The sequence below is a fragment of the Clavibacter sp. CT19 genome (assembly GCF_027858075.1).
Lineage (GTDB): Bacteria > Actinomycetota > Actinomycetes > Actinomycetales > Microbacteriaceae > Clavibacter > Clavibacter tessellarius_A.
Genome location: NZ_JAQHYR010000002.1, coordinates 359,211 through 382,229 on the forward strand (window position 1 = coordinate 359,211; position 23,019 = coordinate 382,229).

The 23,019-nt window shown below is 73.9% G+C and carries 23 protein-coding genes and 1 riboswitch; of the genes, 12 read left to right on the forward strand and 11 right to left on the reverse strand.

Annotation, left to right across the window (positions count from 1 at the left end; all coding sequences use genetic code 11):
* Positions 1-115 precede the first annotated feature (115 nt).
* A complete protein-coding gene (locus PED38_RS03935) occupies positions 116-1,264 on the forward strand; it encodes an acyltransferase family protein (RefSeq protein WP_270979859.1) in 1,149 nt (382 codons plus the stop codon).
* Between the two features lie 55 nt (positions 1,265-1,319).
* Here the strand turns inward: PED38_RS03935 and PED38_RS03940 are convergent, their stop codons facing one another.
* Positions 1,320-1,775, reverse strand: a complete 456-nt coding sequence (locus PED38_RS03940; protein ID WP_063071356.1) for an acyltransferase — start codon at positions 1,773-1,775, stop codon at positions 1,320-1,322.
* Between the two features lie 203 nt (positions 1,776-1,978).
* Here PED38_RS03940 and PED38_RS03945 point away from each other — a divergent pair, with 203 nt between their 5' ends.
* Positions 1,979-2,422 carry a hypothetical protein gene (locus tag PED38_RS03945; RefSeq protein ID WP_063071355.1) on the forward strand — a complete coding sequence of 148 codons (444 nt, stop codon included), beginning with the start codon at positions 1,979-1,981 and terminating at the stop codon, positions 2,420-2,422.
* 93 nt (positions 2,423-2,515) lie between these two features.
* Positions 2,516-2,761 (forward strand): hypothetical protein, encoded by a 246-nt coding sequence (locus PED38_RS03950; RefSeq protein ID WP_270979860.1) that lies wholly within the window; start codon positions 2,516-2,518, stop codon positions 2,759-2,761.
* A gap of 305 nt (positions 2,762-3,066) precedes the next feature.
* Here the strand turns inward: PED38_RS03950 and PED38_RS03955 are convergent, their stop codons facing one another.
* Both PED38_RS03955 and PED38_RS03960 read right to left on the reverse strand, forming a co-directional pair.
* Positions 3,067-3,999, reverse strand: coding sequence for an aldose 1-epimerase family protein (locus tag PED38_RS03955; protein ID WP_270979862.1), 933 nt, complete (start codon positions 3,997-3,999; stop codon positions 3,067-3,069).
* 10 nt (positions 4,000-4,009) lie between these two features.
* Complete coding sequence (locus PED38_RS03960) at positions 4,010-4,834, reverse strand: DeoR/GlpR family DNA-binding transcription regulator (RefSeq protein ID WP_270979863.1); 825 nt, start codon at positions 4,832-4,834, stop codon at positions 4,010-4,012.
* 92 nt (positions 4,835-4,926) lie between these two features.
* On the opposite strand from PED38_RS03960, the gene galT reads away from it, so the two are divergent.
* The 4 genes from galT to PED38_RS03980 are packed head-to-tail and all read left to right on the forward strand — an operon-like array spanning position 4,927 to position 8,796.
* Positions 4,927-6,069: a galactose-1-phosphate uridylyltransferase gene (galT, locus tag PED38_RS03965; protein ID WP_063071351.1), complete on the forward strand. Its 1,143-nt coding sequence runs from the start codon at positions 4,927-4,929 to the stop codon at positions 6,067-6,069.
* Positions 6,066-7,226, forward strand: coding sequence for a galactokinase (galK, locus tag PED38_RS03970; RefSeq protein WP_063071350.1), 1,161 nt, complete (start codon positions 6,066-6,068; stop codon positions 7,224-7,226). Before galT ends, galK begins: the two co-directional genes overlap by 4 nt.
* Before the next feature lie 27 nt (positions 7,227-7,253).
* A complete protein-coding gene (locus PED38_RS03975; protein ID WP_270979866.1) occupies positions 7,254-8,168 on the forward strand; it encodes a GNAT family N-acetyltransferase in 915 nt (304 codons plus the stop codon).
* Between the two features lie 22 nt (positions 8,169-8,190).
* Positions 8,191-8,796, forward strand: coding sequence for a gamma carbonic anhydrase family protein (locus tag PED38_RS03980; protein WP_270979868.1), 606 nt, complete (start codon positions 8,191-8,193; stop codon positions 8,794-8,796).
* A 64-nt stretch (positions 8,797-8,860) separates the two neighbouring features.
* Here the strand turns inward: PED38_RS03980 and PED38_RS03985 are convergent, their stop codons facing one another.
* From PED38_RS03985 to glyA, 3 genes are all read right to left on the reverse strand, one after another.
* Positions 8,861-9,154, reverse strand: a complete 294-nt coding sequence (locus tag PED38_RS03985; RefSeq protein WP_131798112.1) for a hypothetical protein — start codon at positions 9,152-9,154, stop codon at positions 8,861-8,863.
* A gap of 111 nt (positions 9,155-9,265) precedes the next feature.
* Positions 9,266-10,168: a bifunctional methylenetetrahydrofolate dehydrogenase/methenyltetrahydrofolate cyclohydrolase gene (locus PED38_RS03990; protein ID WP_270979870.1), complete on the reverse strand. Its 903-nt coding sequence runs from the start codon at positions 10,166-10,168 to the stop codon at positions 9,266-9,268.
* A complete protein-coding gene (gene glyA / locus PED38_RS03995) occupies positions 10,165-11,442 on the reverse strand; it encodes a serine hydroxymethyltransferase (RefSeq protein WP_063071345.1) in 1,278 nt (425 codons plus the stop codon). The genes PED38_RS03990 and glyA overlap by 4 nt, the downstream gene beginning before the upstream one ends.
* Before the next feature lie 32 nt (positions 11,443-11,474).
* A riboswitch (ZMP/ZTP riboswitch) is annotated at positions 11,475-11,560 on the reverse strand.
* 201 nt (positions 11,561-11,761) lie between these two features.
* Between glyA and PED38_RS04000 the strand changes: the two genes are divergently transcribed.
* Together PED38_RS04000 and PED38_RS04005 are read left to right on the forward strand one after the other, a co-directional pair.
* Entirely contained in the window at positions 11,762-13,417 is a 1,656-nt protein-coding gene (locus PED38_RS04000; protein WP_270979872.1) for a glycosidase, read from the forward strand.
* Positions 13,418-13,457: 40 nt separating this feature from the next.
* Positions 13,458-13,970 carry a hypothetical protein gene (locus tag PED38_RS04005; protein ID WP_063071647.1) on the forward strand — a complete coding sequence of 171 codons (513 nt, stop codon included), beginning with the start codon at positions 13,458-13,460 and terminating at the stop codon, positions 13,968-13,970.
* A gap of 9 nt (positions 13,971-13,979) precedes the next feature.
* Here PED38_RS04005 and PED38_RS04010 read toward each other — a convergent pair whose 3' ends face one another.
* Positions 13,980-14,837: a LysR substrate-binding domain-containing protein gene (locus PED38_RS04010; RefSeq protein WP_063071648.1), complete on the reverse strand. Its 858-nt coding sequence runs from the start codon at positions 14,835-14,837 to the stop codon at positions 13,980-13,982.
* Between the two features lie 147 nt (positions 14,838-14,984).
* On the opposite strand from PED38_RS04010, the gene PED38_RS04015 reads away from it, so the two are divergent.
* Positions 14,985-16,508 (forward strand): MFS transporter, encoded by a 1,524-nt coding sequence (locus PED38_RS04015; protein ID WP_270979874.1) that lies wholly within the window; start codon positions 14,985-14,987, stop codon positions 16,506-16,508.
* Here the strand turns inward: PED38_RS04015 and PED38_RS04020 are convergent.
* Entirely contained in the window at positions 16,417-17,448 is a 1,032-nt protein-coding gene (locus PED38_RS04020; protein WP_063071650.1) for an aldo/keto reductase, read from the reverse strand. The genes PED38_RS04015 and PED38_RS04020 overlap by 92 nt on opposite strands.
* Before the next feature lie 108 nt (positions 17,449-17,556).
* Between PED38_RS04020 and PED38_RS04025 the strand changes: the two genes are divergently transcribed.
* Entirely contained in the window at positions 17,557-18,231 is a 675-nt protein-coding gene (locus PED38_RS04025; protein WP_270979877.1) for a metal-dependent transcriptional regulator, read from the forward strand.
* Between the two features lie 30 nt (positions 18,232-18,261).
* Here the strand turns inward: PED38_RS04025 and PED38_RS04030 are convergent, their stop codons facing one another.
* The 3 genes from PED38_RS04030 to PED38_RS04040 form a co-directional block, all read right to left on the reverse strand.
* Positions 18,262-19,509, reverse strand: coding sequence for an Nramp family divalent metal transporter (locus PED38_RS04030; RefSeq protein WP_270979879.1), 1,248 nt, complete (start codon positions 19,507-19,509; stop codon positions 18,262-18,264).
* Between the two features lie 162 nt (positions 19,510-19,671).
* On the reverse strand, positions 19,672-20,592 hold the full coding sequence (locus PED38_RS04035; RefSeq protein WP_081234999.1) for a hypothetical protein: 921 nt from the start codon (positions 20,590-20,592) through the stop codon (positions 19,672-19,674).
* A gap of 149 nt (positions 20,593-20,741) precedes the next feature.
* Complete coding sequence (locus PED38_RS04040) at positions 20,742-22,055, reverse strand: MFS transporter (protein ID WP_270979881.1); 1,314 nt, start codon at positions 22,053-22,055, stop codon at positions 20,742-20,744.
* Positions 22,056-22,133: 78 nt separating this feature from the next.
* Between PED38_RS04040 and purU the strand changes: the two genes are divergently transcribed.
* Positions 22,134-23,006: a formyltetrahydrofolate deformylase gene (gene purU, locus PED38_RS04045; protein WP_270979883.1), complete on the forward strand. Its 873-nt coding sequence runs from the start codon at positions 22,134-22,136 to the stop codon at positions 23,004-23,006.
* The last annotated feature ends 13 nt before the right edge of the window (positions 23,007-23,019 follow it).

Below are 23,019 nucleotides of genomic sequence, written 5' to 3' on the forward strand. Positions count from 1 at the left end.
CGAATGGCCGCGGAGCCCGCGTGACCCATTCGCCTCTCCCGGTGTCGGGCTCACCCGCAGGCTCACGCGAGGACTACCCTGCGTCCACGAGCAACGTGCGGTAGCGGGGGAACCGATGTCCAGTCCGACTGCCGCCACCCATGACGACCGCAAGCTCTCCGCACTCACCGGTCTGCGCTTCTTCGCGGCCATGACCGTCCTCCTGTCCCACTTCTCGCATGCCGGGCTGGTGGTGATACCCGCGGGAATCGTGGCATTCGTCGACGGAGGTCGAACCGCCGTCGCGTTGTTCTTCGTCCTGTCGGGCTTCATCCTCGCGTACAACTACTCCGAGATGTCCGGCGGCGCTGACCGCCGCGCCTTCTACGTCAACCGCGTAGCGCGCATCTACCCCGTGGTGGTCCTCGCCCTCGGACTCGGGGCGATCGGCGTCGCCTTCGCGATCGTGAATCGCGATGAGGGCTATCTGCAGCAGTGGTATTCATTGCCCGATGTCGACGGCGTGGCTCTCGTCGTCAGCTTCCTCAGCCAGGCGACCGTCACGACCGGGTGGTTCCCCGCAGCTCGGATCAATCAGCCGTGGAACGGCCCCGCCTGGAGCATCGCCTGTGAGATGTTCTTCTACCTGCTCTTCCCGATGCTCATCGCATCGATTCGGAAGATGACCGCGCGGGCGATGATGTGGATGCTCGCCGTGGCGTTCTCCGGCCAGGTGATCTTCATCTCGGCGGTGCGCGCTTTCGCTCCCGTGGGGCAACGTGGATTCCTGGTCAGCCAGTTCCCGGTCACGCACTTCTTCGACTTCCTCATCGGGGTGGTCGCCGCGCTCGTCTTCCTCCGTGGTGGGCGCGAATGGCTGGCAGCCGGCCACCGTCGTCTCGCGCTGATCAGCGCCGCTTGCCTGGGCGTCCTCCTGCTGTCGCTCACGGCGCCCGTGCAGCCCGCCTACCTCCTGCTGACGCCGTTCTTCGCGGCGCTCATCACCGGCCTCGCCGTGCCCCCGCGAGGACGCCGCACATGGCTGGGTGCAGGTTGGCTCCTGCTGCTCGGCGAAGCGAGCTTCTCGCTCTACCTGATCCACGTACCGCTGATGAACCTGATGAGCGTCGTGCCGACGCCCTCGTGGTTCGGGTGGGTGTGGGTCGTGCTGACGATCGCGTCGAGCGTCCTCATCTTCACGGTCTTCGAGGCCCCGAGCCGCAGGTTCGTCAAGCGGGCGCTGACCCGCGCGCGCAGGGAAGACGAGCAGGAGCCCGTCGGGTGAGGTGGCCGGCGTGCACCTCCCTGCTGAACCGCCCCTCCGGCGGCTCCGGCACGCGCTACAGCCCGCGGATGAGCTTCGCGGGAAGGCCGCCGTGGATCTCGTCCGCCGGGACGTCCTTCGTGACGACGGCGCCCGCGGCGATGACCGCGCCGCGGCCGATGGTGACGCCCTGCAGGATGACCGCGCCGCTGCCGATCCACGCGCCGTCGCCGATGGTGATGGGCGCGTAGCGCATCGTGCCGGCGCGGACGGCCGGGTTCGACATCTCGTGGGAGCTCGTGATCATCTGCACGCCCACCCCGACGCCGACCCGCTCGCCGATGACGACGGGCACCCAGTTGTCGATGACGCAGCGGAAGTTGAGGGTGGAGGAAGCGCCCATGGTGAGCTGGGCCGATTGGAACAGGGCACCGGAGAACACGCGCGCCCCGGGGGCGATGCGCGCCCCGCAGGCGCGGTAGACGCGCATCCGGACGGGCATGGGGACCAGGAGCGAACCGGCGAGGTTCATGACGAACGCGCTGCCGCGCCGCGTGATCCCTGCGATGTTCGTGACGCCCCCCGATGGTCTCGGCGAACCTAGCGGTCCTGTCGATCCCACGCTTCTGATTGTCCACAGGCGATGTGCGGCGGCGTGCGTCCGGCCTCACGGCCGTGGCCGGCCCTCGGACGGCCGCCCCCGCTCGGGGGCGCGTCCTGGCATACGATCGGGAGATGGGTGTCGTGGAGAAGATGGTGGAGCTGCGGCGCGTGCGGCTGGTGAGGGAGGCCCTGCTCCTGATGGGCGTCGAGGTGCACGCCCACACGACCATCGGTCCGGGCCTCGTCCTGCACCATCGCGGCAACGGCGTCGTGATCACCCCCGCCACCCGGATCGGGTCGTCGGTGGCCATCTACCAGCAGGTCACGATCGGACGCAGCGGCGTCGGCATGACCGACGAGGAGCTGGGCTTCGACGGCATCGAGATCGGCGACCACGCGGTGCTCTGCGCAGGAGCGAAGATCCTCGGAGGCAGGGGGACGCTGCGTGTCGGCACGGGCACGATCGTCGCGGCGAACGCGGTGCTGACCCGGTCCACCGGCGACTGGGAGGTGTGGGCGGGCGTTCCCGCCGTCAAGGTCTCCGACAGGAAGCGCACGCAGACCGCCCTGTCCTGATCGCGGGAGATGCCCGCGGGAGGCGACGACGGCATCCGGACGGGCGCTCCGCTGGCCCGACCGCCGCCTCGCGCCGGTGCGATGCTGGGGCGCATGAGCATGCAGGCCGACGAACTCGTGATCGCGATGCTGACCGCCGAGGAGACCTCCGAGCGCTACGACCTGCTCAAGGCCGCGCTCGAGGAGCACGACGACCGGGGCGTGCAGTACCTCTCCGGCGTGGTCGGGCGGCTGCTCGCGTACATCGACGGGCTGCGCGAACCCGAGGAGAACCGGATCGCGCTGCGGCAGTACACGCGCCGGGTCGCGCTGCAGTGGGCGCAGGAGGATGCGGGCTAGCGGCTCCGGCGCCCGCTCCGGCTCCGGCTCCGGCTCCGGCTTCGGAGGGCAGCGACCAGCGCGCCGATCGTGAGGACCGCCCCGGCCGCCCAGCAGGCCGCGGCGAGGTCGGGTACGAGGTGCGCGACGAGGGGCATGGGCGCCGCCGCGAGGATCATCGCGACGACCATCCGCCGCGCACGCGGGATCGGCGGAGCGGGCGGGCGTCCGGTCATCCGGGCCTCCGGGCATCAGGGGATGCGCCCATCAGGCCACGGGAACGGACGGCCGCGCCCGTCGAGCGCACAGGCGCGGCGCGATGCCGCTCAGGCGCCGGGCCAGGCGCCCGTCGCGCGGATGCCCCAGCTGAGGGTCCACTCCTCGCCGGGGGCGAGGCGGCGGACGCCGACACCCGAGTTGAAGGCGTCCGCGGGCGCGGTCATCGGCTCGAGGGCGACGGCCTGCGAACCGTGGGTCGGGAACTCGCGCGGCGTGTAGACCTGCAGGAAGCGGAAGGACGCGTCGGCCCACAGCTCGACGCCGCGACCGTCGGGCGCGATGAGGCCGTGGCGGCTCACGCCGTCCTCCACGTGCACGTCGCCGTAGCCCGTGTTGAGGTCGAGGTCGCCGACGACGCGGCCCTGACGGAGGTCCTCGTCGGCGCCGTCGACGGGGTGGTCCGCGACGGGGATGAGCGCGTCGTCGACCTCGGACCAGGTGTCGGCGCGGACGGTGAGCGTGAGCTCCGCGGACGGGACCCCGCCGATCGCGAGGTAGGGGTGCGCGCCGACCGCGACGGGAGCAGCGCCGGCCGAGTCGTTGCGGATCCGGTGGGTGACGACGAGTCCGTCGTCCGTGAGCCGGTACGTGACGGACGTGCCGAGGAGGAACGGGTAGCCGTGCTGCGGGAAGACGGTGGCGGAGAGGGTGACGCGGTCGTCGGCGCGGTCGGAGGCGGTGTAGCCGGTGTTGCGGAGGAGGCCGTGGGACGCGTTGCCGAGCGAGGGCTCCGTGACGTCGAGCGCCTGCGCCTTCCCGTCGAGCACGTAGCGGGCGCCGCGGATCCGGTTCGGCCACGGCACGAGCACCATGCCGGCGCCCATGGGCGCGACGACGTCCTCGCCGTAGGGCTCGACGAGGTCGACGCCGTCGAGGGTCAGGCCGCGGATCGCCGCCGCGAGCTGCACGACGGTGGCGCGGAGCTCGCCGGACGGGCCGGCGTGGACGAGGTGGTGCTGCTCTCCGGTGACGGGTCTCATGGGATCCACGTTACGGCCGCGCGGCGTCGGACGGCCCGGCCGCCTCGACGACCCGCAGGCCCGCGTCGCGGAGGCGGGTCACCTCGTGCGCGTCCGCGCCGTCGTCCGTGAGCAGGGTGTCGACGAGGTCGAGCGGCGCGACGGATCCGAGGTGCGTGCGGCCGAGCTTGGAGCCGTCCGCGACGACCACCGTGCGGGCGCTCGCGGCGACCATCCGCCGCTTCACCTCCGCCTCCGGCAGGTTGACGTTGGTGACGCCGCGGTCGACGTCGATGCCGGTGCCGCCGATGAACGCGATGTCGGGGTTCAGGCGGTCGAGCACCTCGGTGGCGAGGGGATCCACGAGGCTGTGCTGCAGCGCCCGGAGCGTGCCGCCCGTGACGACGACGGTGAAGCGCGGCATCGCGCGCTCGAGCTCGAGCGCCAGGGTGAGGCCGTTCGTGATGACCGTGACGTCGACGAGGTCGTCGCGCGCCACGAGCGCGCGGGCCACCTGGAGGGTCGTGCTGCCGACGTCGAGGAGCACGCTCTGTCCGCTCTCGACCATCTGCGCGGCGGCGCGGCCGATGGCGCGCTTGGCGTCGGCGGCGGACTCGAGCGTCACCTCGAGGCTCTGCTCGCGGGCGGCGAGGCCGGAGCGGAGGACCGCGCCGCCGTGCACGCGCTGGAGGGCGGCGGAGTCGGCGAGCGCGTCGAGGTCGCCGCGGATCGTGACGGCGGAGACGCCCGCGTCGGCCGCGAGCTCGGCGACGGTCGCGAAGCCGCGGTCGGCGAGGCGCTCCAGGATGCGGGAGCGGCGGGTCGCCGCGGGGACGGAGGCGGTGTCGTCGGCCATGCGGCGAGCCTCGCCCACCGCTTGCCCGAACGCAAGCCCGGCCTTTCGGGAATGCAGATCCGGGCCCCGCGAGCCCGTAGGATCGGGGCATCATGCATGCCGACCAGACCGTCACGACGTCGCCGTCCGGGATCACGCAGCGCCGCACGCTGCTGTCCGACGGCCGCGAGCTCGTCTACTTCGACGACGCCGACACGGCCCTCCCGCCCGAGCGCGCCGTCGACGCCCGCCCGGCGGCACCTCGGCCGCCCACCGCGACGATGCGGCAGGACGTGCTCACGGGCGAGTGGGTCTCCATCGCGGCCGCGCGGCAGAACCGCGCGCACCTGCCGCCGGCGGAGCTCGATCCCCTCGCCCCCGCGACCCCGTCCAACCCGTCCGAGATCCCGAGCATGTACGACGTCGCGGTCTTCGAGAACAAGTCGCCGTCCTTCGGGCCCGCGCTCGCGGACGCGGACGGCGTGGACGCGCCCGTCGACGACGACGACCTCACGTCCATCGGCCTGGAACGCACCCGCACCTCGGTCGGCCGCTGCGAGGTCGTCTGCTTCAGCCCCGCGCACACCGGCTCGTTCAGCGGCCTCACGCCGTCGCGCGCCCGCACCGTGGTGGAGGCGTGGGCCGAGCGCACGCGCGCCCTCTCCGCGATGCCCGGGATCCGCCAGGTGTTCCCGTTCGAGAACCGCGGCGAGGCCATCGGCGTCACGCTGCACCATCCGCACGGGCAGATCTACTCGTACCCCTACGTCACGCCGCGCACGCGCCGCCTCGTGGAGTCGATCGAGCGGTTCGGGCCGGGGCTGTTCCAGCGGATCCTCGAGACCGAGCAGGCGTCCGAGCGCGTCGTGCTCCGCGGCGAGCACTTCACGGCGTTCGTGCCGTTCGCGGCGCGCTGGCCCGTGGAGATCCACCTGCTCCCCCACCGCCACGTGCCCGACCTCGCGGAGACGACCGAGGCCGAGCGCGACGAGCTCGCCACGATGTACCTGCGGCTGCTGCGGGGGATGGACCGGCTGTACGACACCCCGACGCCGTACATCGCCGCCTGGCACCAGGCGCCCGTCGCTGCGCACCGCGACGAGATCCGGCTGATGCTGCAGATCACGTCGCCGCGCCGGGCCGCCGACAAGCTCAAGTTCCTGGCCGGATCCGAGGCGGCCATGGGCGCCTGGATCGGCGACGTGCCGCCGGAGAAGGCGGCCGAGATGATCCGGAAGGCAGTGGAGGACGCATGACCGACATCCGAGACGACGTGCGCGAGGGATTCCGCGCCCGCTTCGAGCGCGAGCCGCACGGCGTGTGGTCGTCGCCCGGGCGCGTGAACCTCATCGGCGAGCACACCGACTACAACGCCGGGTTCGTGTTCCCGTTCGCGATCGACCGCCGCACCGTCATCGCGCTCGCGCCGCGGGACGACGACCGGATCCGCCTGGCCAGCTCCTTCTCCGAGGAGGTCGTGGAGGCCCGCCTCGCCGACCTCACCGGCGAGCGCATCGCGGGCTGGGAGGCCTACCCGCTGGGCGTCGCGTGGGCCCTCGGTCAGCGCGGGGCCGACCTCGCCGCCGTGCCCGGCTTCGACGTGTACGTCGACAGCGACGTGCCCGTGGGCGCGGGCCTGTCGTCGTCGGCGGCCCTCGAGGGATCCATCGCCCTCGCGCTCGACGACATCTGGCGGCTGGGCCTCGACCGGCCGACGCTCGCCGCGGTCGGGCAGCTCGCCGAGAACGAGATCGTGGGCGCCCCGACAGGGATCATGGACCAGTCCGCGAGCCTCCTCGGTCAGCAGGACGCGGGCGTGTTCCTCGACTGCCGCTCGTTCGAGGCCGAGGTCATCCCGCTCGGGCTCGAGGCGGCCGGCCTCACCATCGCCGTGATCGACACCCACGTCGCCCACGCGCACGCCGACGGCGGCTACCGCGCACGCCGCGAGTCGTGCGAGCGGGGCGCGCGCCTCATGGGCGTCTCGTCCCTGCGCGAGCTCGCGGTCGACGACCTCGTGCGCGCCCGCGAGGTGCTCGACGACGAGACGTTCCGCCGCGTGCGCCACATCGTCACCGAGAACCAGCGCGTGCTCGACACCGTGCGCGCGCTCCGCGAGGAGGGCCCGCGCGCGATCGGCGAGCTGCTCGACGCGAGCCACCGCTCCATGCGCGACGACTTCGAGATCAGCGTCCCCGAGCTCGACCTCGCCGTCGAGGTGGCCCAGAACGAGGGCGCGATCGGCGCGCGCATGACCGGCGGCGGCTTCGGCGGATCGGCCATCGCGCTGATCGACGTCGACTCCCTCTCGCGCCTGCAGGTCGCCATCGACGGCGCCTTCGCGGAGCACGGCTACACCGGCCCGACCGTCTTCACGGTCACGCCCTCGGACGGGGCGAAGGCGGAGCAGTAGGACGGGCGTCCCCCTAGGCTCGGCGGCATGCGACCACCCGCGAGCCTGACCGAGATCGTCGACGACCGGGAGGGGGCCGTCCGCGACATCGCCCCCGCGCTGTCCGCGTGGTTCCCCGCGTCCACCCACCCCGGCGGATTCGCGTGGGAGGCGTCCACCGGCCAGCTGCCGGAGCGGATGGCCGTCGTGCGCGACAGTGCCGGCGCGCTCATCGGCTGGGCCGCCTTCTCCGAGGACGACGCGCGCGTCGAGTGCGCGCCCGGCGACGACGCCACCACCGACCTGCTGGCCGCGTGGATCCTCGACGCGACCGGAGACGGGCGCACGAGCGTCGCCGTCCATCGCGGGCAGGACCGGCTGCGCGGGATCCTCGCCGGCCGCGGCTTCGTCGACGAGGCCGTCCCGCTCGCCGGGCTCCGCCACGTCGCCCACGACACGGGAGCGCGACCGCCCGCGGGGTACCGCATCCGCCCGGTCGCGGAGGGCGAGGAGCAGGCCAAGGTCGAGACGCACCGCCGCGCCTGGAAGCCGGTCGAGCTGCCCTTCACCGACGGGTCCGGCGACGGCATCGACCCGGAGGCCGAGAGCCGCTTCGACGCGGACGGCTACGCGGCCATGCAGACCGCCGCCGTCTACCGGCGCGAGCTGGACCTCGTGATCGAGGCACCCGACGGCACGCTCGCCGGCACCTGCACGGCCTGGCTCGACCCCGCGAGCGGATGGGCGGAGCTCGAGCCGCTCGGCATCGTGCTCGCGCACCGCCGCCGGGGCCTCGCGCAGACCCTCGCGCTCGACGTCTGCCGCCGGGTGGGCGAGCTGGGCGGCCACGACGTGTTCATCAACGCCTCCCCGCTCCCCTACTACCGCGCGCCGTGGGACGCGTACGTGGCTGCCGGGTTCGTGCCGATGGAGCGCGGCACGCGGATGCGCCCCGGCGCCTGACCCGGCGGCCTACCCTGTCGGCATGACCGTCGATCCCCAGGCCACCGTCCGCGCGCTCCCCGGATCGCCCGCGCCCGACATCGCCGACGACGCGCTCGTGGCCGCGGGCGCGCGCGTCGTCGGGCGGGTGACGCTCGGCGCCGCATCCAGCGTGTGGTTCAACGCCGTGGTGCGCGCGGAGGCCGCGGACATCGTGATCGGCGCGGGCTCGAACCTGCAGGACAACGTGAGCTGCCACGTGGATGCGGGCTTCCCGCTCACGCTCGGCACGGGCGTGAGCGTCGGCCACAACGCCGTGCTGCACGGCTGCACGATCGAGGACGACTGCATCGTCGGCATGTCCGCGACGGTGATGAACGGCGCCGTCGTCGGCCGCGAGTCGCTGCTCGCGGGCGGCACGGTCGTGCTGGAGGGGCAGGTCATCCCGCCGCGCTCGCTCGTCGCGGGCGTGCCCGGCAAGGTGCGGCGCGAGCTCACGGACGAGGAGGTCGCGGGGCTCCGGGCGAACGCGGCGCACTACGTCGAGAACGCGCGGCTGCACGCGGGGACGATCCCGACGCCGGCCGTGCTCCTGGTCGCGCATCCGGCGTCCGCGACGGACCCGGGACGCGAGGAAGGGACGGCCTGACCGGCCGTCCCCTCCTGCATCGCCCGACACTCCGTCGGGGCTTCGGCGGAAGTGCCCGCCTGCGCTAGTCGATCGGAACGGTCGTGGTGGTGGACGTGCTCGACAAGCTCGCCGCGGCGATGCCGACCGCGGTCACCGCGACGAGCGTGGCAGCGATCACGGCGATGGCGCTCCAGAGCACCACCGCCTCCCGCCGGGGAGGACGCCGTGAGAGCCGCTTCGCCGCGATCACCACCACCACCACCTGTGCAGCCAGCGACCACGCCGTCCCCAGCAGGAGGACGCACGAGGCGACTGCCGCGACCAGCACCCACCAGTGCGTCGCGCCCGTTCGCGGACGGTATGTCATGGTCGTCATGCTGCTACTCGTTCCTGATCGAGATGTCGACACGGGTCGGGTCTCCTGCGACCGTGCTGATGGCCGCGAGGTGCTCGATGATGCGTAGCTGACGTGCCGCGGCGAGCGCCGTCAGCCGCGCAGCTCGGCGGCCAGGCGCGCGTCGCGCTCGGCGGCCAGCACCACGTTCACGAGCAGCATCGCGCGCGTCATCGGCCCGACGCCGCGCGGGTTCGGAGACAGGTGCCCGGCGACCTCGGCGACGGCCGGATCCACGTCGCCCGTGAGGCGCGCCTTGCCGGTCTCGGGATCCACGACCCGCGTGATGCCCACGTCGAGCACCGCGGCGCCCGGCTTCACCCAGTCCGGCTTGATCAGATGCGCGACGCCCACGGCCGCGACCACGATGTCCGCCCGGCGGACCTCCTGCTCGAGGTCGCGCGTGCGCGAGTGCGTGAGCGTGACCGTGGCGTCGAGGCCCTTGCGCGTGAGCAGCAGGCCGAGCGGGCGTCCGACCGTGAGGCCGCGGCCGACGACGACCACGTGCTGTCCGGCGATCGGCACGTCGTAGCGCTCGAGCATCTCCACGATGCCCGCGGGGGTGCACGGCAGAGGCGACGTCAGCTCGCCCTGCACGCCGAGCACGAGGCGCCCGAGGTTCGTCGGGTGCAGGCCGTCGGCGTCCTTGGACGGGTCGATGAGCTCGAGCATCGCGTTCTCGTCGATGCCCGCCGGGAGCGGCAGCTGCACGATGTAGCCCGTGACCGCCGGATCCGTGTTGAGGCGCTCGATGGCGGTGCGCACGTCGGCCTCGGTCGCGTCGGCCGGGAGGTCCATGCGGATGGACTCGATGCCCACCTCGGCGCAGTCGCGGTGCTTGCCGGCGACGTAGGAGCGGGATCCCGGGTCATCGCCCACGAGGAGCGTGCCGAGGCCGGGCACGAGGCCCTGCTCGCGGAGGGCGCGGATCCGGACGGCGAGCTCGGACTTGACGGCCGACGCGGTGGCGACGCCATCGAGCACGACCGCGGTCACTGGGTGAGGCCCTCGTAGAGCGGGAAGCCGTCCGTGAGCGTGAGCACGCGCGCACGGAGGGCGGCGAGGTCGCTGCCGGGCTTCAGGGTCTCGGCGATGATGTCCGCCACCTCGGTGAACTCGGTCTCGCCGAAGCCGCGGGTCGCGAGCGCGGACGTGCCGATGCGCACGCCGGAGGTGACCATCGGCGGGCGCGGGTCGAACGGCACCGAGTTGCGGTTGACCGTGATGCCGACCTCGTGCAGCGCGTCCTCCGCCTGCTTGCCGTCGATGGGCGAGTCGCGGAGATCCGCCAGCACGAGGTGCACGTCGGTGCCGCCCGTGAGCACGGAGACGCCGGCCTCGGTGGAGTCGGCCGCGACGAGGCGCTCGGCGAGGATCTGCGCGCCCTGGATGGTGCGGCGCTGGCGGTCCGCGAACTCCTCGGTGGCCGCGATCTTGAACGCCGTGGCCTTGGCCGCGATGACGTGCATGAGCGGGCCGCCCTGCTGGCCCGGGAACACGGCCGAGTTGAGCTTCTTGGCGAGCGCGGTGTCGCGGCTGAGGATCACGCCCGACCGGGGGCCCGCGAGGGTCTTGTGTACGGTGGAGGAGACGACGTCCGCGTAGGGCACGGGCGAGGGGTGGACGCCGGCGGCGACGAGGCCCGCGAAGTGCGCCATGTCGACCCAGAGCTTGGCGCCGACCTCGTCCGCGATGGCGCGGAACGCGGCGAAGTCGAGGTGGCGGGGGTACGCCGACCAGCCGGCGATGATGACCTGCGGGCGGTGCGCGAGCGCCTTCTCGCGCACGACGTCCATGTCGATGAGGAAGGTGTCGGGATCCACGCCGTACGCGGCCGCGTCGTAGAGCTTGCCGGAGAAGTTGAGCTTCATGCCGTGCGTGAGGTGGCCGCCGTGCGCGAGCTCGAGGCCGAGGATCGTGTCGCCGGGCTGCGCGATGGCGGCGAGGACGGCCGCGTTGGCGGTGGCGCCCGAGTGCGGCTGGACGTTCGCGAACTCGGCGCCGAAGAGGCTCTTGGCACGGTCGATGGCGAGCTGCTCGGCGACGTCGACGAACTCGCATCCGCCGTAGTAGCGGCGACCCGGGTAGCCCTCCGCGTACTTGTTGGTGAGCACCGACCCCTGCGACTGCAGCACCGCGCGCGGCACGAAGTTCTCGCTGGCGATCATCTCGAGGGTGCCGCGCTGGCGGCCGAGCTCCTGCTCGAGGACGGCCGCGATCTCCGGGTCGACCTCGGAGAGGGGGGCGTTGAAGGACTGGTCGACGGGCATGGGACTCCTTGAGCACGGTGGACGAGGGGATGCGTCGTGGCCCAGGCGTACGGCCACCAACCGTGTGTGAGTCGCTCCCCGATGGTGACCCATCCGAACGCCAGTCGCGACGTCGTCGAGCCTACCCGGGCGGGGGCGCCCGCGCGAGGCGCCGAGGCGGGCTCGCAGGCGGGCGGGGCGGCGGCGCGCGGCCCCGCCTGGCCGCCCAGCGCCGCATCCGGCCCGCGGGCCCGCGGATCGCCGGACGACGGCACCCCCTCGCCCGTAGGATCAGGAGGTCGGGCGACGCGGCCCGCCGGATGCGGAGGAAGGACCGAGCATGAGGAGCACCGAGCTCACGACCGATCCCGCAGCAGGCGGATCCGATCGCGACGACGAGCGCGCGCACGATGCGCGGCCCGCCGCCGACGGCGCCCCCGCCGCGGACGTCCCCGTGCCCCCGCTCGACCGTGCGGCCCTCGCCGCCGACCTCGCCCTCCTCGCGGACGACCGGGCGGACGCCCTGGCCGACGCGCTCGTCGCCGACGCGGCCGACGCGGCCGACGCGGACGCGCTCGCGGCGCCCGCCGCCCGCCGACGCGCATCCGACGACCCGGACCTCGCCCGCCGCACCGGCGGCTCCTGCTACGTCGACCGCTACGCCGGCGACCTCGCGGGCCTCACGGCGCGGATCCCCTACCTCGTCGAGCTCGGCCTGTCGCACCTCGAGGTGACGCCCGTGGCCGAGCCCGCGGCCGACGACGTCGCGGCCGACGCGCTGCTGGCGCCGGACCTGCGGGTGCGCTCCGGGCTCGGATCCGCCCGCGACCTCGCCGACCTCGCCGACGGTCTCCACGACGCCGGCCTCACGCTCGCCGTGGAGCTGTCCCCGACGGACGCCGCCGACCTCATCCCCGACCGGATCCGCGCCGCCGCCCGCGAGGCCGCCGCGCTCGCCTCCGCCGGAGCCGACCTGCTGCGCGTCGACCCGCGCGCAATCCTCGCCGACGCCGACGCGGCCCGCGCCTCCGCCCTCCTCCGCGTGCTCGCGGCCGTCGCCCGCCGCGTCTCCCCCGGGGTCGCCCTGGCCGTCGCGGCCGACGCACCCGGTGCGCCCGCCGCCCTCGACGCCGACGCCGCCGTGCGCCTCGTCGACGACCCCGAGCGCACCGCCCTCGTCTGGGAGGCGCTCGCGACCCGCTCGCCCGCGCTCCTCTCCCGCTCGCTCGAGCGCCGGGGCGAGGCGCCCGCCGGCACCGCGTGGACCACGCGCGTCCGCGACCTCGATGCCCTGCGCTGGGCCTTCGACGACGACGACGCGCGCGCCCTCGGCATCGACCCGGACGAGCACCGCCGCTTCCTCACCGACTTCCACCTGGGCCGGTTCGCCGGCAGCCACGCGCGCGGCGTCGCGCACCCCGCCGGGGTCGCCGGCACCACGGCGTCCCTCGCGGGCCTCGAGCAGGACGACCCGGGCGCGGTCGAGCGGATCCTCCTCGCCCACTCCATCGCGCTCAGCAGCGGCGGCCTGCCGATCCTCGTGCTCGGCGACGAGGTGGGCCAGCTCAACGACTACGGCTACGACGACGTGCCCGCGCACGCCGACGACAGCCGCTGGGTCAACCGCCCGCTGCACCCGTTCGAGCGCTACGACCAGCGCGAGGACCGCACCACGAGCACGGGGGTCGTGCACGCCGGGATCCGCCGCCTCGTCGCCGTCCGCGGCGCCACCCCCGCCCTCGGCGGCACGCGCGTCGTCGGGTTCGACGCGCACCACCCGCACGTCCTCGGCTACCAGCGGCCGCACGCCGACGGCACGGTCCTCGTGCTCGCGAACCTCGGTGACGACGCCGCGACCGTGGAGGCCGCGACCCTCGGCGGGTTCGCCGAGCACGCCGTCGACCTCGTGCGCGACGAGCGGCTGCGCCTCACCAAGGGCATCGTCCTGAGCCCCCGAACGTTCGTCTGGCTCCAGGCGGCTCCCGACCTCGCGTGACACACTCGCAGGCGGATTCGGGTCGGCACGGAGGAACGGCATGAGCGACGAGGGACGCGGCACGGGCCGGCCTCCGGGGAGCCCGGGCGGCGCCTCGGGGTTCGCCTGGCCCATGTGGGTCAACATCGGGTGGATCGCGCTCGGCGCCTGGCACGTGCTGGCTCCCGTGAACGACGCGTCCGGCTGGCTCGGCCTCTTCCAGATCGCCGTCGGCGCCTTCGGGATCCTCGCCTCCCGCCGCCGCGCCCGTCGCCTCGCGGAGGCCCAGGCCGACGCGATGCCGCTCGAGGAGGCCACGCGCCTCCCCGCGGACGTCGGCGACGACCGCGCCCGGCCCGACGAGGCCGCCGTCGCGCACGCCGAGCTCGACGCCCGCCTCCGCGCCCTGGCCATGCAGCTCGAGCAGCCGGGCACCCCCGGCGCCGATCCCGACGAGCCCGAGACGCCGCACCAGCCCGGCCCGCGCAGGCGGGGTCGGTGGGCCCGGAGCCGCGGACGCGTCCGCGACGACGGCCTCGCGGACGACGGCCTGCCGCCGGTCGCCCGCTGGTAGCGGCGGCCCTCAGCTCGCCCGCGCCACCCCGCGCGACATGATCGCCGACGTCAGCGCCTCGATCGAGTCCCGCGGGCCCGCCGGGTTCGCCATCAGCACGTAGTCCACCTCGTCGAGCTCCGGCAGGGCGAGGCGCGTGGTCACCTTCACGAGGTCGGTCGGGATCAGCGCCTGCGGCAGCACCGCCACGCCCATGCCCGCGCGCACCGCGGCGAGCACGCCGTTCACGTCGCGCGTGCTGCAGGTGACCCGCCACGTGCGCCCGGCCCGCTCGAGCGCGTCGATCGCCATCTGCCGGCTGATGCTCGGCGCCCGGTACGCGATGAGCGGCACCGTCGCGCCCGCCTCGATGAGCGTGCGCTCGAGGCCCACCCACACCATCCGGTCGCGGCCGACGCGACGCTCGGCGGGCTGCTCGTCCACGGTCGTCTTGGTGAGGATCAGGTCGAGCTGCCCCGCGAGCAGCCTCCGGTGCAGCGGCCCGCTCTGCGTGACCGTGAGCTCCAGCTCGATCTGCGGGTGCAGCTGGCGGAAGTGCCGGAGGATGCGCGGCAGCTGCGTGATGGCGAGGTCGTCGGCGGTGCCGAAGCGGAGGCGGCCGCTCACCTGCGATCCGCCGAAGTAGCTCTCGGCCGCCCGGTGCGCCGCGAGGATCGTGCGCGCGAAGCCGGCCATCGCGTCGCCCGCGTCGGTGAGCTGCATGTCGCGGGTGTCGCGCGCGATGAGCGTGCGGTCGACCGCGCGCTCCAGGCGGCGCACCTGCTGGCTCACGGTCGGCTGGCTGATGCCGAGGCGCGCGGCCGCCTGCGTGAAGCTGCGGGTGTCGGCCACCTGCAGGAAGGTGGCGAGCAGGGTCGGGTCGAGCATCGTCGCTCCATTCGAGATCGTGATGCCACTCATCATGTCGAGACGGGATCCGAATGGGAAGTCCCGGGGTAGCTTCGGTGACGGCCCCACGAGAGCCGCACCCATACGGAACCGATCCGCCGATACGCAACGCATACCGCAGGACTGATGACACCGCCGCCGAACGCCTTCCCCCCGACCGCCCCGCTCCCGATCCAGACCCGCCGCCCGCCGTGGCGCCACACGCTCATCGCGCTGAGCGTGCCGAACTTCCGCCGGTTCACGGCCTCCAACGTCATCGCCATGACCTCGGGCTGGATGCAGCGCATCGCCCAGGACTGGCTCGTGCTCGAGCTCACCGGCAGCGTCACCGCGGTCGGCATCACGGTCGCGATGCAGTTCGCGCCCATGCTGTTCTTCGGGCTGCTCGGCGGCGTCATCGTCGACCGCTGCTCGAAGCGCATGCTGATGATGATCACCCAGGGCACCTACGCGCTCCTCAGCGCGCTGCTCGCGGTGCTCACGCTCTCGGGCGCGGTCGAGGCGTGGCACATCTTCGCCATCGCGTTCGCGACGGGGCTCGTCACGGTGATCGACAACCCGGCCCGTCAGGTGTTCGTCACCGAGATCGTCGGGCAGGAGCACCTGCGGAACGCGATCAGCGTCAACTCGTCGGTGTTCCAGCTCGGCGGCATGGTGGGGCCCGCGCTCAGCGGGATCCTGCTGCTCGCGGTCGGCGCCGGCTGGTCGTTCGCGATCAACGCGCTCGCCTGCGTGGTCGTGGTGCTCACCCTGTGGAGCCTGAAGACCCGCGACCTGGTCCGCATCCCGCCCGCCCCGCGCCGCCGCGGCCAGCTCGCGGAGGGCCTGCGATACGCGCGGTCGAAGCCGACCATCCTGTGGCCCGTCGTGCTCGTGGCCGTGTTCAGCGTCTTCGGCCTCACGATGCCCGTGCTGCTCGCCGCGTTCGCGAGCGACGTCTACGACGTGGGCGCGGGCGGCTACGGCTTCTTCAACTCGATGGTCGCGATCGGCGCGCTCACCGGCGCCCTGCTCTCGACCCGGCGCGCGACCGTGCGGCTCCGGACCATCGTGGTGGGCGTCGGGATCACCGGCGTCCTGCAGGCGGCCGCGGGGCTGATGCCCGGCATCGCGCCGTTCGCCGCCGTGCTCGTGACGGTCGGCATGGCGTCGCTGCTGTTCCAGACCGCCGCGAACTCGCTCGTGCAGCTCTCCAGCAACGTCGCCATCCGCGGCCGGGTGATGAGCGTCTACGTGCTCGTGCTCCTCGGCGGCCAGGCGATCGGCGGTCCGCTCATGGGCGGGATCGTGGAGGCGTGGGGCGTGCACGTCGGCATGATCGTCTCGGGCGGCGTGCCCGCGCTGGCGGCCGCCGTGGTCGCCGTGGTGCTCGCGCGCCGCGGGCAGCTGACCCTCGAGGTCGTGGTGCGGCGGCACGTGCCGCGCGTGCGGATCACGCCGCGGACCGAGCGCCCGGGCCGGTCGCGCCCCGCCGGCCGTGCGGGCGACACGACGACGCCGGCCCCCGCCACGGCGCCGATCCCGTCGCCCGCGGCGACGGCGACCGGCGCCGTCCCGGTCAGCCGCGCACGTCGATCGCGCGGTGGCGCTGCTGCACGCCGGCCGGGCCGTACGGGTAGTCGGACACCACGGGCGCGCTCACCGCGCTGAGCGACGCGATCTCCTCGGCCGTGAGCTCGAGGTCGGCGGAGGCCATGTTGTCCTCGAGCTGCTCCACGGTGCGGGCGCCGAGGATCACGCTGGTCACCGCGGGCTGCGCCTCGAGCCACGCGAGCGACACCCGGGCGGACGTGGATCCGTGCGCGTCGGCGATCCGACGCACCTCGTCGAGGATCGCCCACGTGCGCTCCTGGCCGTTCCGGGGCGTGAACGCCTCCATGCCGCGCTCCGGGTCCTCGCCGAGGCGGGTGGCGCCGGTCGGCGTCTCGTCGCGGCGGTACTTGCCCGTGAGCCAGCCGCCCGCGAGCGGCGACCACGGCAGCAGGCCGATGCCGGCATCCCGCGACGCCGGCACGATCTCCGACTCGATCTCGCGCACGAGCAGCGAGTACTGCGGCTGCAGCGTCACGGGCGGCGTGTACCCGAGGGCCTTCGCGACGTGCACGGCCTTCGTCAGCTGCCAGCCCAGGTAGTTCGAGAAGCCGTAGTACGAGATCTTGCCGGCGCGCACGGCGTCGTCGAGGAAGCGCAGGGTCTCCTCGAGCGGGGTCACGGCGTCCCACGCGTGCATCTGGTACAGGTCGATCGTGTCGACGCCGAGGCGCCGGAGCGAGTCGTCGAGCGCGCGGGTGAGGTGGCGGCGCGAGGTGCCGACGTCGTTGTTCCCCTCCCCCATCGGGAAGCGGCCCTTCGTGGCGACGACGAGCTGGTCGGCTTCCGACGGATGCGCCTTCAGCCAGCGCCCGACGATCTCCTCGGAGACGCCCGACGTGTAGACGTCCGCCGTGTCGATGAACGTGCCGCCGCCGGCGACGTACGCCTCGAGGATGCGGCCCGAGGTCTCCTCGTCCGCCTCCGCGCCGAAGGTCATGGTGCCGAGCGCGTAGGTCGAGACGACCGCGCCGCTGTTCCCGAGATTCCGGTACTGCATGTGGTTCCTCCATCGGATCCGCCGCGGGCGTCCCTGCCCGCGGTCCCGTCCAGCATGCACCGCCCGGGCGGCCGGGAGCCGGTCGCGGGTGCTCGGTACCATGGCGGCATGTCCGTCGACGAGCTCTCCAGCGCCGCACAGGACTACCTCAAGCTCATCTGGTCGGCGACCGAGTGGACCGACCAGCCCATAACCGTGTCGCGGCTGGCGGAGCGGCTCGGGATCCGGCCCGCCACCGCCTCCGACGGCATCCGCCGCCTCACGGCGCAGGGCCTCGTGGAGCATCGGCCGTACGGCAGCATCGAGCTCACCGACGACGGGCGCCGGCACGCGATCCAGATGGTGCGCCGCCACCGGCTGCTCGAGACGTTCCTCGTGGAGGTGCTCGGCTACGGCTGGGACGAGGTGCACGACGAGGCCGAGGTGCTCGAGCACGCGGTCTCGGACGACTTCGTGGCGCGCATCGACGCGCACCTCGGGCACCCCTCCCGGGATCCGCACGGCGACCCGATCCCCTCGGCCGACGGCGAGCCGCACCTCCCGGACGCGACCGTGCTCGCCCACGCCGCCGCCGACCGGCCCCTGCGCGTGCGCCGCATCTCCGACGAGGACCCGCGCCTGCTGCGCGAGCTCGCGGAGCACGGCATCGGGCTCGACGCGACGCTCGTGCGGTCACGCGCGTCGGGCGGTGCGGCCGCCGTGCTCGTGACGGTCGACGGATCCGCGGTCCGCCCGCTCACGCCCGCCGCCGCCTCCGCGGTGTGGGTCTCCGCGGCCGACTGATCCGCGGCCCGCCGACGCGCCCCGGCGCGCTCAGCCCGTGACGGTCAGCACCACGAGCGCCACGTTCAGCACCACCACGAGCGACACCGCCACCCACGCCGCGATGCGCGTGAGCGGCCGGTCGACGTGCGCGCCCATCACGCGACGGTCGCCCGTGAGGCGGATCAGCGGCACGAGCGCGAACGGGATCCCGAGGCTCAGCACGACCTGGCTCACGACGAGCGCGGTCGTCGGGTCGACGCCGATCGCGAGGATCGCCAGCGCCGGGATCAGCGTCACCACGCGCCGCGCGAGCAGCGGCACCTTCACGTGCAGCAGGCCGCCCATGATCGCCGCGCCCGCGTACGCGCCCACCGAGGTCGACGCGAGGCCCGACGCCAGGAGCCCGACCGCGAAGACGACGCCGACGACCGGCCCGAGCGACGCCGTGATGGCCGCGTGCGCGCCCTCGATGGAGTCGGTGCCGGGCACGCCGCCGAGGCTCGCGGCCGCGATGAGGAGCATCGAGATGTTGACGGCGCCGGCCACGGCGAGCGCGGTGATCACGTCCCAGCGCGTCGCGCGGAGGAGCCGCCGGAGCACGCCGTCGTCGGTCTGCACGCCGTGCCGGTCGCGGCTGAGGGAGGAGTGCAGGTAGACGGCGTGCGGCATCACGGTCGCGCCGAGCATGCTGGCGGCGAGCAGGACGCTGTCCGGCCCGTCGAAGCGCGGCACCAGGCCGCCCGCGATGCCGGACGCGGAGAGCGGGCTCACGACGAGGCCCGTGAGGAAGCCGACCGTGATCACGAGGAGCAGCGCCCCGATCACGAGCTCGAACGGCCGCTGCCCGTGCCGCGACTGCACGGCGAGGAGGCCGATGGAGACGAGCCCCACGATCACGCCGCCCGCCAGCAGCGGGATCCCGAACAGCAGGTGCAGCGCGATGGCCCCGCCGATGACCTCCGCGAGGTCGGTGGCCGCCGCGATCAGCTCCGCCTGCACCCAGAACGCGCGGCGGCGGGTGGTCGGCAGCCGGCGGCCGAGGAGCTCCGGGAGGCTGCGGCCCGTGACGAGCCCGAGCTTCGCCGACTGGTACTGCACGAGCACGGCGATGGCGTTCGCGGCGACGAGCACCCACACGAGCAGGTAGCCGTAGCGCGCGCCCGCGGTGAGGTTCGCGGCGACGTTGCCCGGATCCACGTAGGCGATGGCCGCGACGAACGCCGGCCCGAGCAGGAGGACGAGCCGCGGTCCCGTGACGGGCCGACGCGCGCGGCGCTCGGGGGCGGTGCGGGTCATGGCGGCCTCTCCGTCGAAGTGTTAGCCGAGGCTAACATCCGTTCGCGCACACGCGGGAGGGCCCGTCCGGATCGGACGGGCCCTCGGGTCGTGCGGCGAGCGCGGCGGGCGGCCGCGTGCGGATCGCGTGCGCGGATCGCGTGCGCGGAGAGCGGGTGCGGATCAGCTCGCGGAGCGCCCCGGCGCGAGGAACGCGGAGTCGTCCGCCTCCTCGCCGCGGATGATCCGCACCCAGTGCGCGAGGAACGCCGCCCCCGCGTGGTCGTGCACGAGGTCGCCCGCGGTGAGCACCGGGTACGGCGTCGCCGGGATCCCGTCGGCGGGCCGCACGTCGACGTGCGCGACCTCGTGACCGTGCTCGTGCAGCCAGCCGGCCATCGCGTAGTCGGTGCGCGAGTCGCCGACCGTGCGCCAGCGCAGCGGCAGCGGACCGCTGTCGGCCAGCAGCTCGAGCGCGCGGGAGGCGCCGAGGTCCTTGCCGAGGCGGATCGACTCGATGTCGGTCGAGATGATCGTCGGATCCACGCGCACCTGCACGCGCCCCTCCGCGTCCGGCACCTCGACGCCCTCGAGCACCGAGCCCAGCCCGTGCGCCTGGAGCATCTCGACCGCGCGCGCGTCGAGCTCCGGCTGCACGGCGAGGTAGTCGGCGGACGACACGCTCGTGAGCTGCTCGAGCGAGACCATCGCGTGCTTGGTGGCGTCGAAGAACATCCAGTCGGCGAAGCGCTCCTCCACGAGCCGCTCCATGTCGCGCATGAACGCCTCGGGCAGCGCGAGCGACCGGTCGACGTGAACCTCCCCCGCACCCGCGGGCGAGATCGAGAACCACGACGCGCCCTTCTCGCACACGGCGTTCACGCGCGCGCCCTCCGGCAGGCCGGCGGCGAGGAGCGGGCCGACGACCTGCTCGCGGATGAAGGCGTCCGACCGGCCGGTGTTGAAGACGATGGGCACGCCCGCGGCGGCGAGCTCCACGAGGTCGGTCGCGATGCTCGGGATGGCGAGGGTGCGGGTGATCGGGCTGGCGATGGGGCCGTCGACGTCGAGGAGGAGGCCGAGGGGCGCGGGGGTCGTGGTCACGGCTCCATCCTCGCGCAGGCACGCGGCGCCACGGGACGGCTGGGGACCACCGACGGCCTCCCGCGCCACGGGACGGCTGGGGACCAGCGACGGCCTCCCGCGCCACGGGACGACTGGGGACCACCGACGGCCTCGTGGGTCCGGCGGCGTCAGGCGTCCGCGCGCGCGGCGGTCGCGCGACCCCGGGCGGCCCGCCCCGCGGATCCGACGACGAGCACCACCGACACCGCCATGACGACGAGGTACGCGACCGGCAGCGTCGGGAGCCCCAGCCCGTCGAGCAGCGCGCCGCCGGCGAGCGCCCCGCCGCCGATCCCCACGTTGAACGCCGTCGTGTAGAACGAGCTCGCCGTGTCGCGGAACGACGGGTGCGCGGCGTGCAGCATGCGCGTCTGGAGGAGGGACGGGATCGCGCCGAACGCGAGGCCCCAGAGGAGGAAGCCGGGGATCGCGACGCCCCACATGCCCGGCGCGAACGCCAGCGCGCTCACGCCGAGCGCCGCGGCGGCGAGCCCCGAGACCACGCCGAGCTGCGGCCGGCTCGAGAAGACCGTGCCCGCGATGAGGAGGCCGACGGCCCCGGCGATCCCGTAGCCGAAGAGCATGGCGCTCAGCTGCTGCTCGGGGATGCCCATCACGCGCGTGACGAACGGGTCGACGTACGTGTAGAAGCCGTACTGGCCGATCATGATCACCATCGCCGTGAGGCACACCAGCAGCACGCCGCCCACGCCCTGCCCGGCCATGCGCTCGCGGAGGGGGACGCGGCCCGCACCCGACGCGGCCGCGGGGGTCTCGCGCTCCGGCCGCCCGACCGCCGGCAGGAACCGCCAGGTCAGCAGGATCCCGAGCAGCGTCAGCACGCCGATCCCCGCGAACGCCGCGCGCCAGCCGAACGCCTGCCCGGCCGCGGTGCCGAGCGGCACGCCGAGCACGAACGCGAGGCTGCCGCCGCCGACCGTGAGCGCCACCGCCCGGCCGATGAGCGCGGGCGGCACGAGGTGCGCCGAGTACGCGCCGACGACCGCCCAGAACAGGCCGTGCGCCAGGCCGCCCAGCACGCGCGTGGCGACGACGAGCTCGAACGTGGGCGCGAGCGCCGTGAGGAGGTTGCTGGTCGCGAAGACCGCGAGCACGCCGATCAGCAGCGCGTGCCGCGGGATGCGCCGCGTGAGGGCGGCGAGCGGCGCGCTCGAGACCACCACGGCGATCGCGAACACCGAGACGAGGAGGCCGACGCGCGACTCCTCCACCCCGAGCTCGCCGCTCATCTCGCTGAGGAGGCCGGTGGGCAGCGTCTCGCTCGTGACGCTGAGGAACACGCATGCGGCGAGGGTGAGGATGCCGACCCAGGGGAAGCGGAAGGCGGGATCCGACGGGTCGTGCGGCGGCACGGGCGTGCGCCGGCCGGCGTGCGCGACGCGGTCGGGATCGGGCAGGAATACGGGGGAGGTGTTCGTCATGGAGACCCACGGGACGTCGACGGCGGGAGAGCTCCCGGGGCCGGCGGGATCCGCTCGGCCAGGCAATAGCCTAGACGGATGACCGACCAGGCCACCCCCGCGAGGGCCCCGCACCGCGTCCTCGTCTTCTCCTGCGACGACCGGCCGGGCATCGTCCACGCCATCGCCGGCGCCGTCGTCGAGGCGGGCGGCGACATCACCGAGTCGCAGCAGTTCTCGAGCGCCGACACCGGCCGGTTCTTCATGCGCCTCCAGATCCAGAGCGCCGCCGACGACGACCGCCTGGCCGACGCCCTCGCCGCGGTCGTCGAGCGGTACGACGCGACCTGGCACCTCGACGAGGTGGGCCGGCCGCTGCGCACGCTCGTGCTGGGATCCACCGCCGAGCACTGCGTGAACGACCTGCTCTTCCGCCAGCGCGCGGGCCAGCTGCCCGTCGAGATCCCGCTCGTGCTGAGCAACCACGGCCGGCTCGCGGACCTCGCGGGCTTCTACGGCGTGCCGTTCGAGCACGTGCCCGTCACCGACGACGCGTCGAAGCGGGCCTTCGAGGAGCGCGTGATCCGCGCGGTCGAGGAGCACGACGTGGAGCTGGTGGTTCTCGCGCGCTACATGCAGATCCTCTCCCCCGAGCTGTGCGCGCGCCTCAGCGGCCGGATCCTCAACATCCACCACTCCTTCCTCCCCGGCTTCAAGGGCGCGAACCCCTACAAGCAGGCGCACGCGCGCGGCGTGAAGCTCATCGGCGCGACCGCGCACTTCGTCACGAGCGACCTCGACGAGGGCCCGATCGTGGAGCAGAACGTCGTGCGCGTCGACCACTCGCGCAGCGCCCGCGAGCTCATGGCCATCGGCCAGGACGAGGAGTCGCGCACCCTCACGCAGGCCGTGCGCTGGTTCGCGGAGCACCGCGTGCTGCTCGACGGCGCGCGCACGATCATCTTCCGCTGACGCACCGCCGCGC

Excerpts from the sequence above, each read along its gene's own strand:
- PED38_RS03960 (WP_270979863.1), bottom strand. The coding sequence starts at position 4,834 with ATGGCCGACGACACCGCCTCCGTCCCCGCGGCGACCCGCCGCTCCCGC.
- PED38_RS04030 (WP_270979879.1), bottom strand. The coding sequence starts at position 19,509 with ATGACCCGCACCGCCCCCGAGCGCCGCGCGCGTCGGCCCGTCACGGGA.
- PED38_RS03945 (WP_063071355.1), top strand. The coding sequence starts at position 1,979 with ATGGGTGTCGTGGAGAAGATGGTGGAGCTGCGGCGCGTGCGGCTGGTG.
- PED38_RS03975 (WP_270979866.1), top strand. The coding sequence starts at position 7,254 with ATGCGACCACCCGCGAGCCTGACCGAGATCGTCGACGACCGGGAGGGG.
- galK (WP_063071350.1), top strand. The coding sequence starts at position 6,066 with ATGACCGACATCCGAGACGACGTGCGCGAGGGATTCCGCGCCCGCTTC.
- PED38_RS04015 (WP_270979874.1), top strand. The coding sequence starts at position 14,985 with ATGACACCGCCGCCGAACGCCTTCCCCCCGACCGCCCCGCTCCCGATC.
- PED38_RS04025 (WP_270979877.1), top strand. The coding sequence starts at position 17,557 with ATGTCCGTCGACGAGCTCTCCAGCGCCGCACAGGACTACCTCAAGCTC.
- PED38_RS03980 (WP_270979868.1), top strand. The coding sequence starts at position 8,191 with ATGACCGTCGATCCCCAGGCCACCGTCCGCGCGCTCCCCGGATCGCCC.
- PED38_RS03950 (WP_270979860.1), top strand. The coding sequence starts at position 2,516 with ATGAGCATGCAGGCCGACGAACTCGTGATCGCGATGCTGACCGCCGAG.
- PED38_RS04000 (WP_270979872.1), top strand. The coding sequence starts at position 11,762 with ATGAGGAGCACCGAGCTCACGACCGATCCCGCAGCAGGCGGATCCGAT.
- purU (WP_270979883.1), top strand. The coding sequence starts at position 22,134 with ATGACCGACCAGGCCACCCCCGCGAGGGCCCCGCACCGCGTCCTCGTC.
- glyA (WP_063071345.1), bottom strand. The coding sequence starts at position 11,442 with ATGCCCGTCGACCAGTCCTTCAACGCCCCCCTCTCCGAGGTCGACCCG.
- galT (WP_063071351.1), top strand. The coding sequence starts at position 4,927 with ATGCATGCCGACCAGACCGTCACGACGTCGCCGTCCGGGATCACGCAG.
- PED38_RS04005 (WP_063071647.1), top strand. The coding sequence starts at position 13,458 with ATGAGCGACGAGGGACGCGGCACGGGCCGGCCTCCGGGGAGCCCGGGC.
- PED38_RS03985 (WP_131798112.1), bottom strand. The coding sequence starts at position 9,154 with ATGACGACCATGACATACCGTCCGCGAACGGGCGCGACGCACTGGTGG.
- PED38_RS03935 (WP_270979859.1), top strand. The coding sequence starts at position 116 with ATGTCCAGTCCGACTGCCGCCACCCATGACGACCGCAAGCTCTCCGCA.
- PED38_RS04010 (WP_063071648.1), bottom strand. The coding sequence starts at position 14,837 with ATGCTCGACCCGACCCTGCTCGCCACCTTCCTGCAGGTGGCCGACACC.
- PED38_RS03940 (WP_063071356.1), bottom strand. The coding sequence starts at position 1,775 with ATGAACCTCGCCGGTTCGCTCCTGGTCCCCATGCCCGTCCGGATGCGC.
- PED38_RS04040 (WP_270979881.1), bottom strand. The coding sequence starts at position 22,055 with ATGACGAACACCTCCCCCGTATTCCTGCCCGATCCCGACCGCGTCGCG.
- PED38_RS04020 (WP_063071650.1), bottom strand. The coding sequence starts at position 17,448 with ATGCAGTACCGGAATCTCGGGAACAGCGGCGCGGTCGTCTCGACCTAC.
- PED38_RS03955 (WP_270979862.1), bottom strand. The coding sequence starts at position 3,999 with ATGAGACCCGTCACCGGAGAGCAGCACCACCTCGTCCACGCCGGCCCG.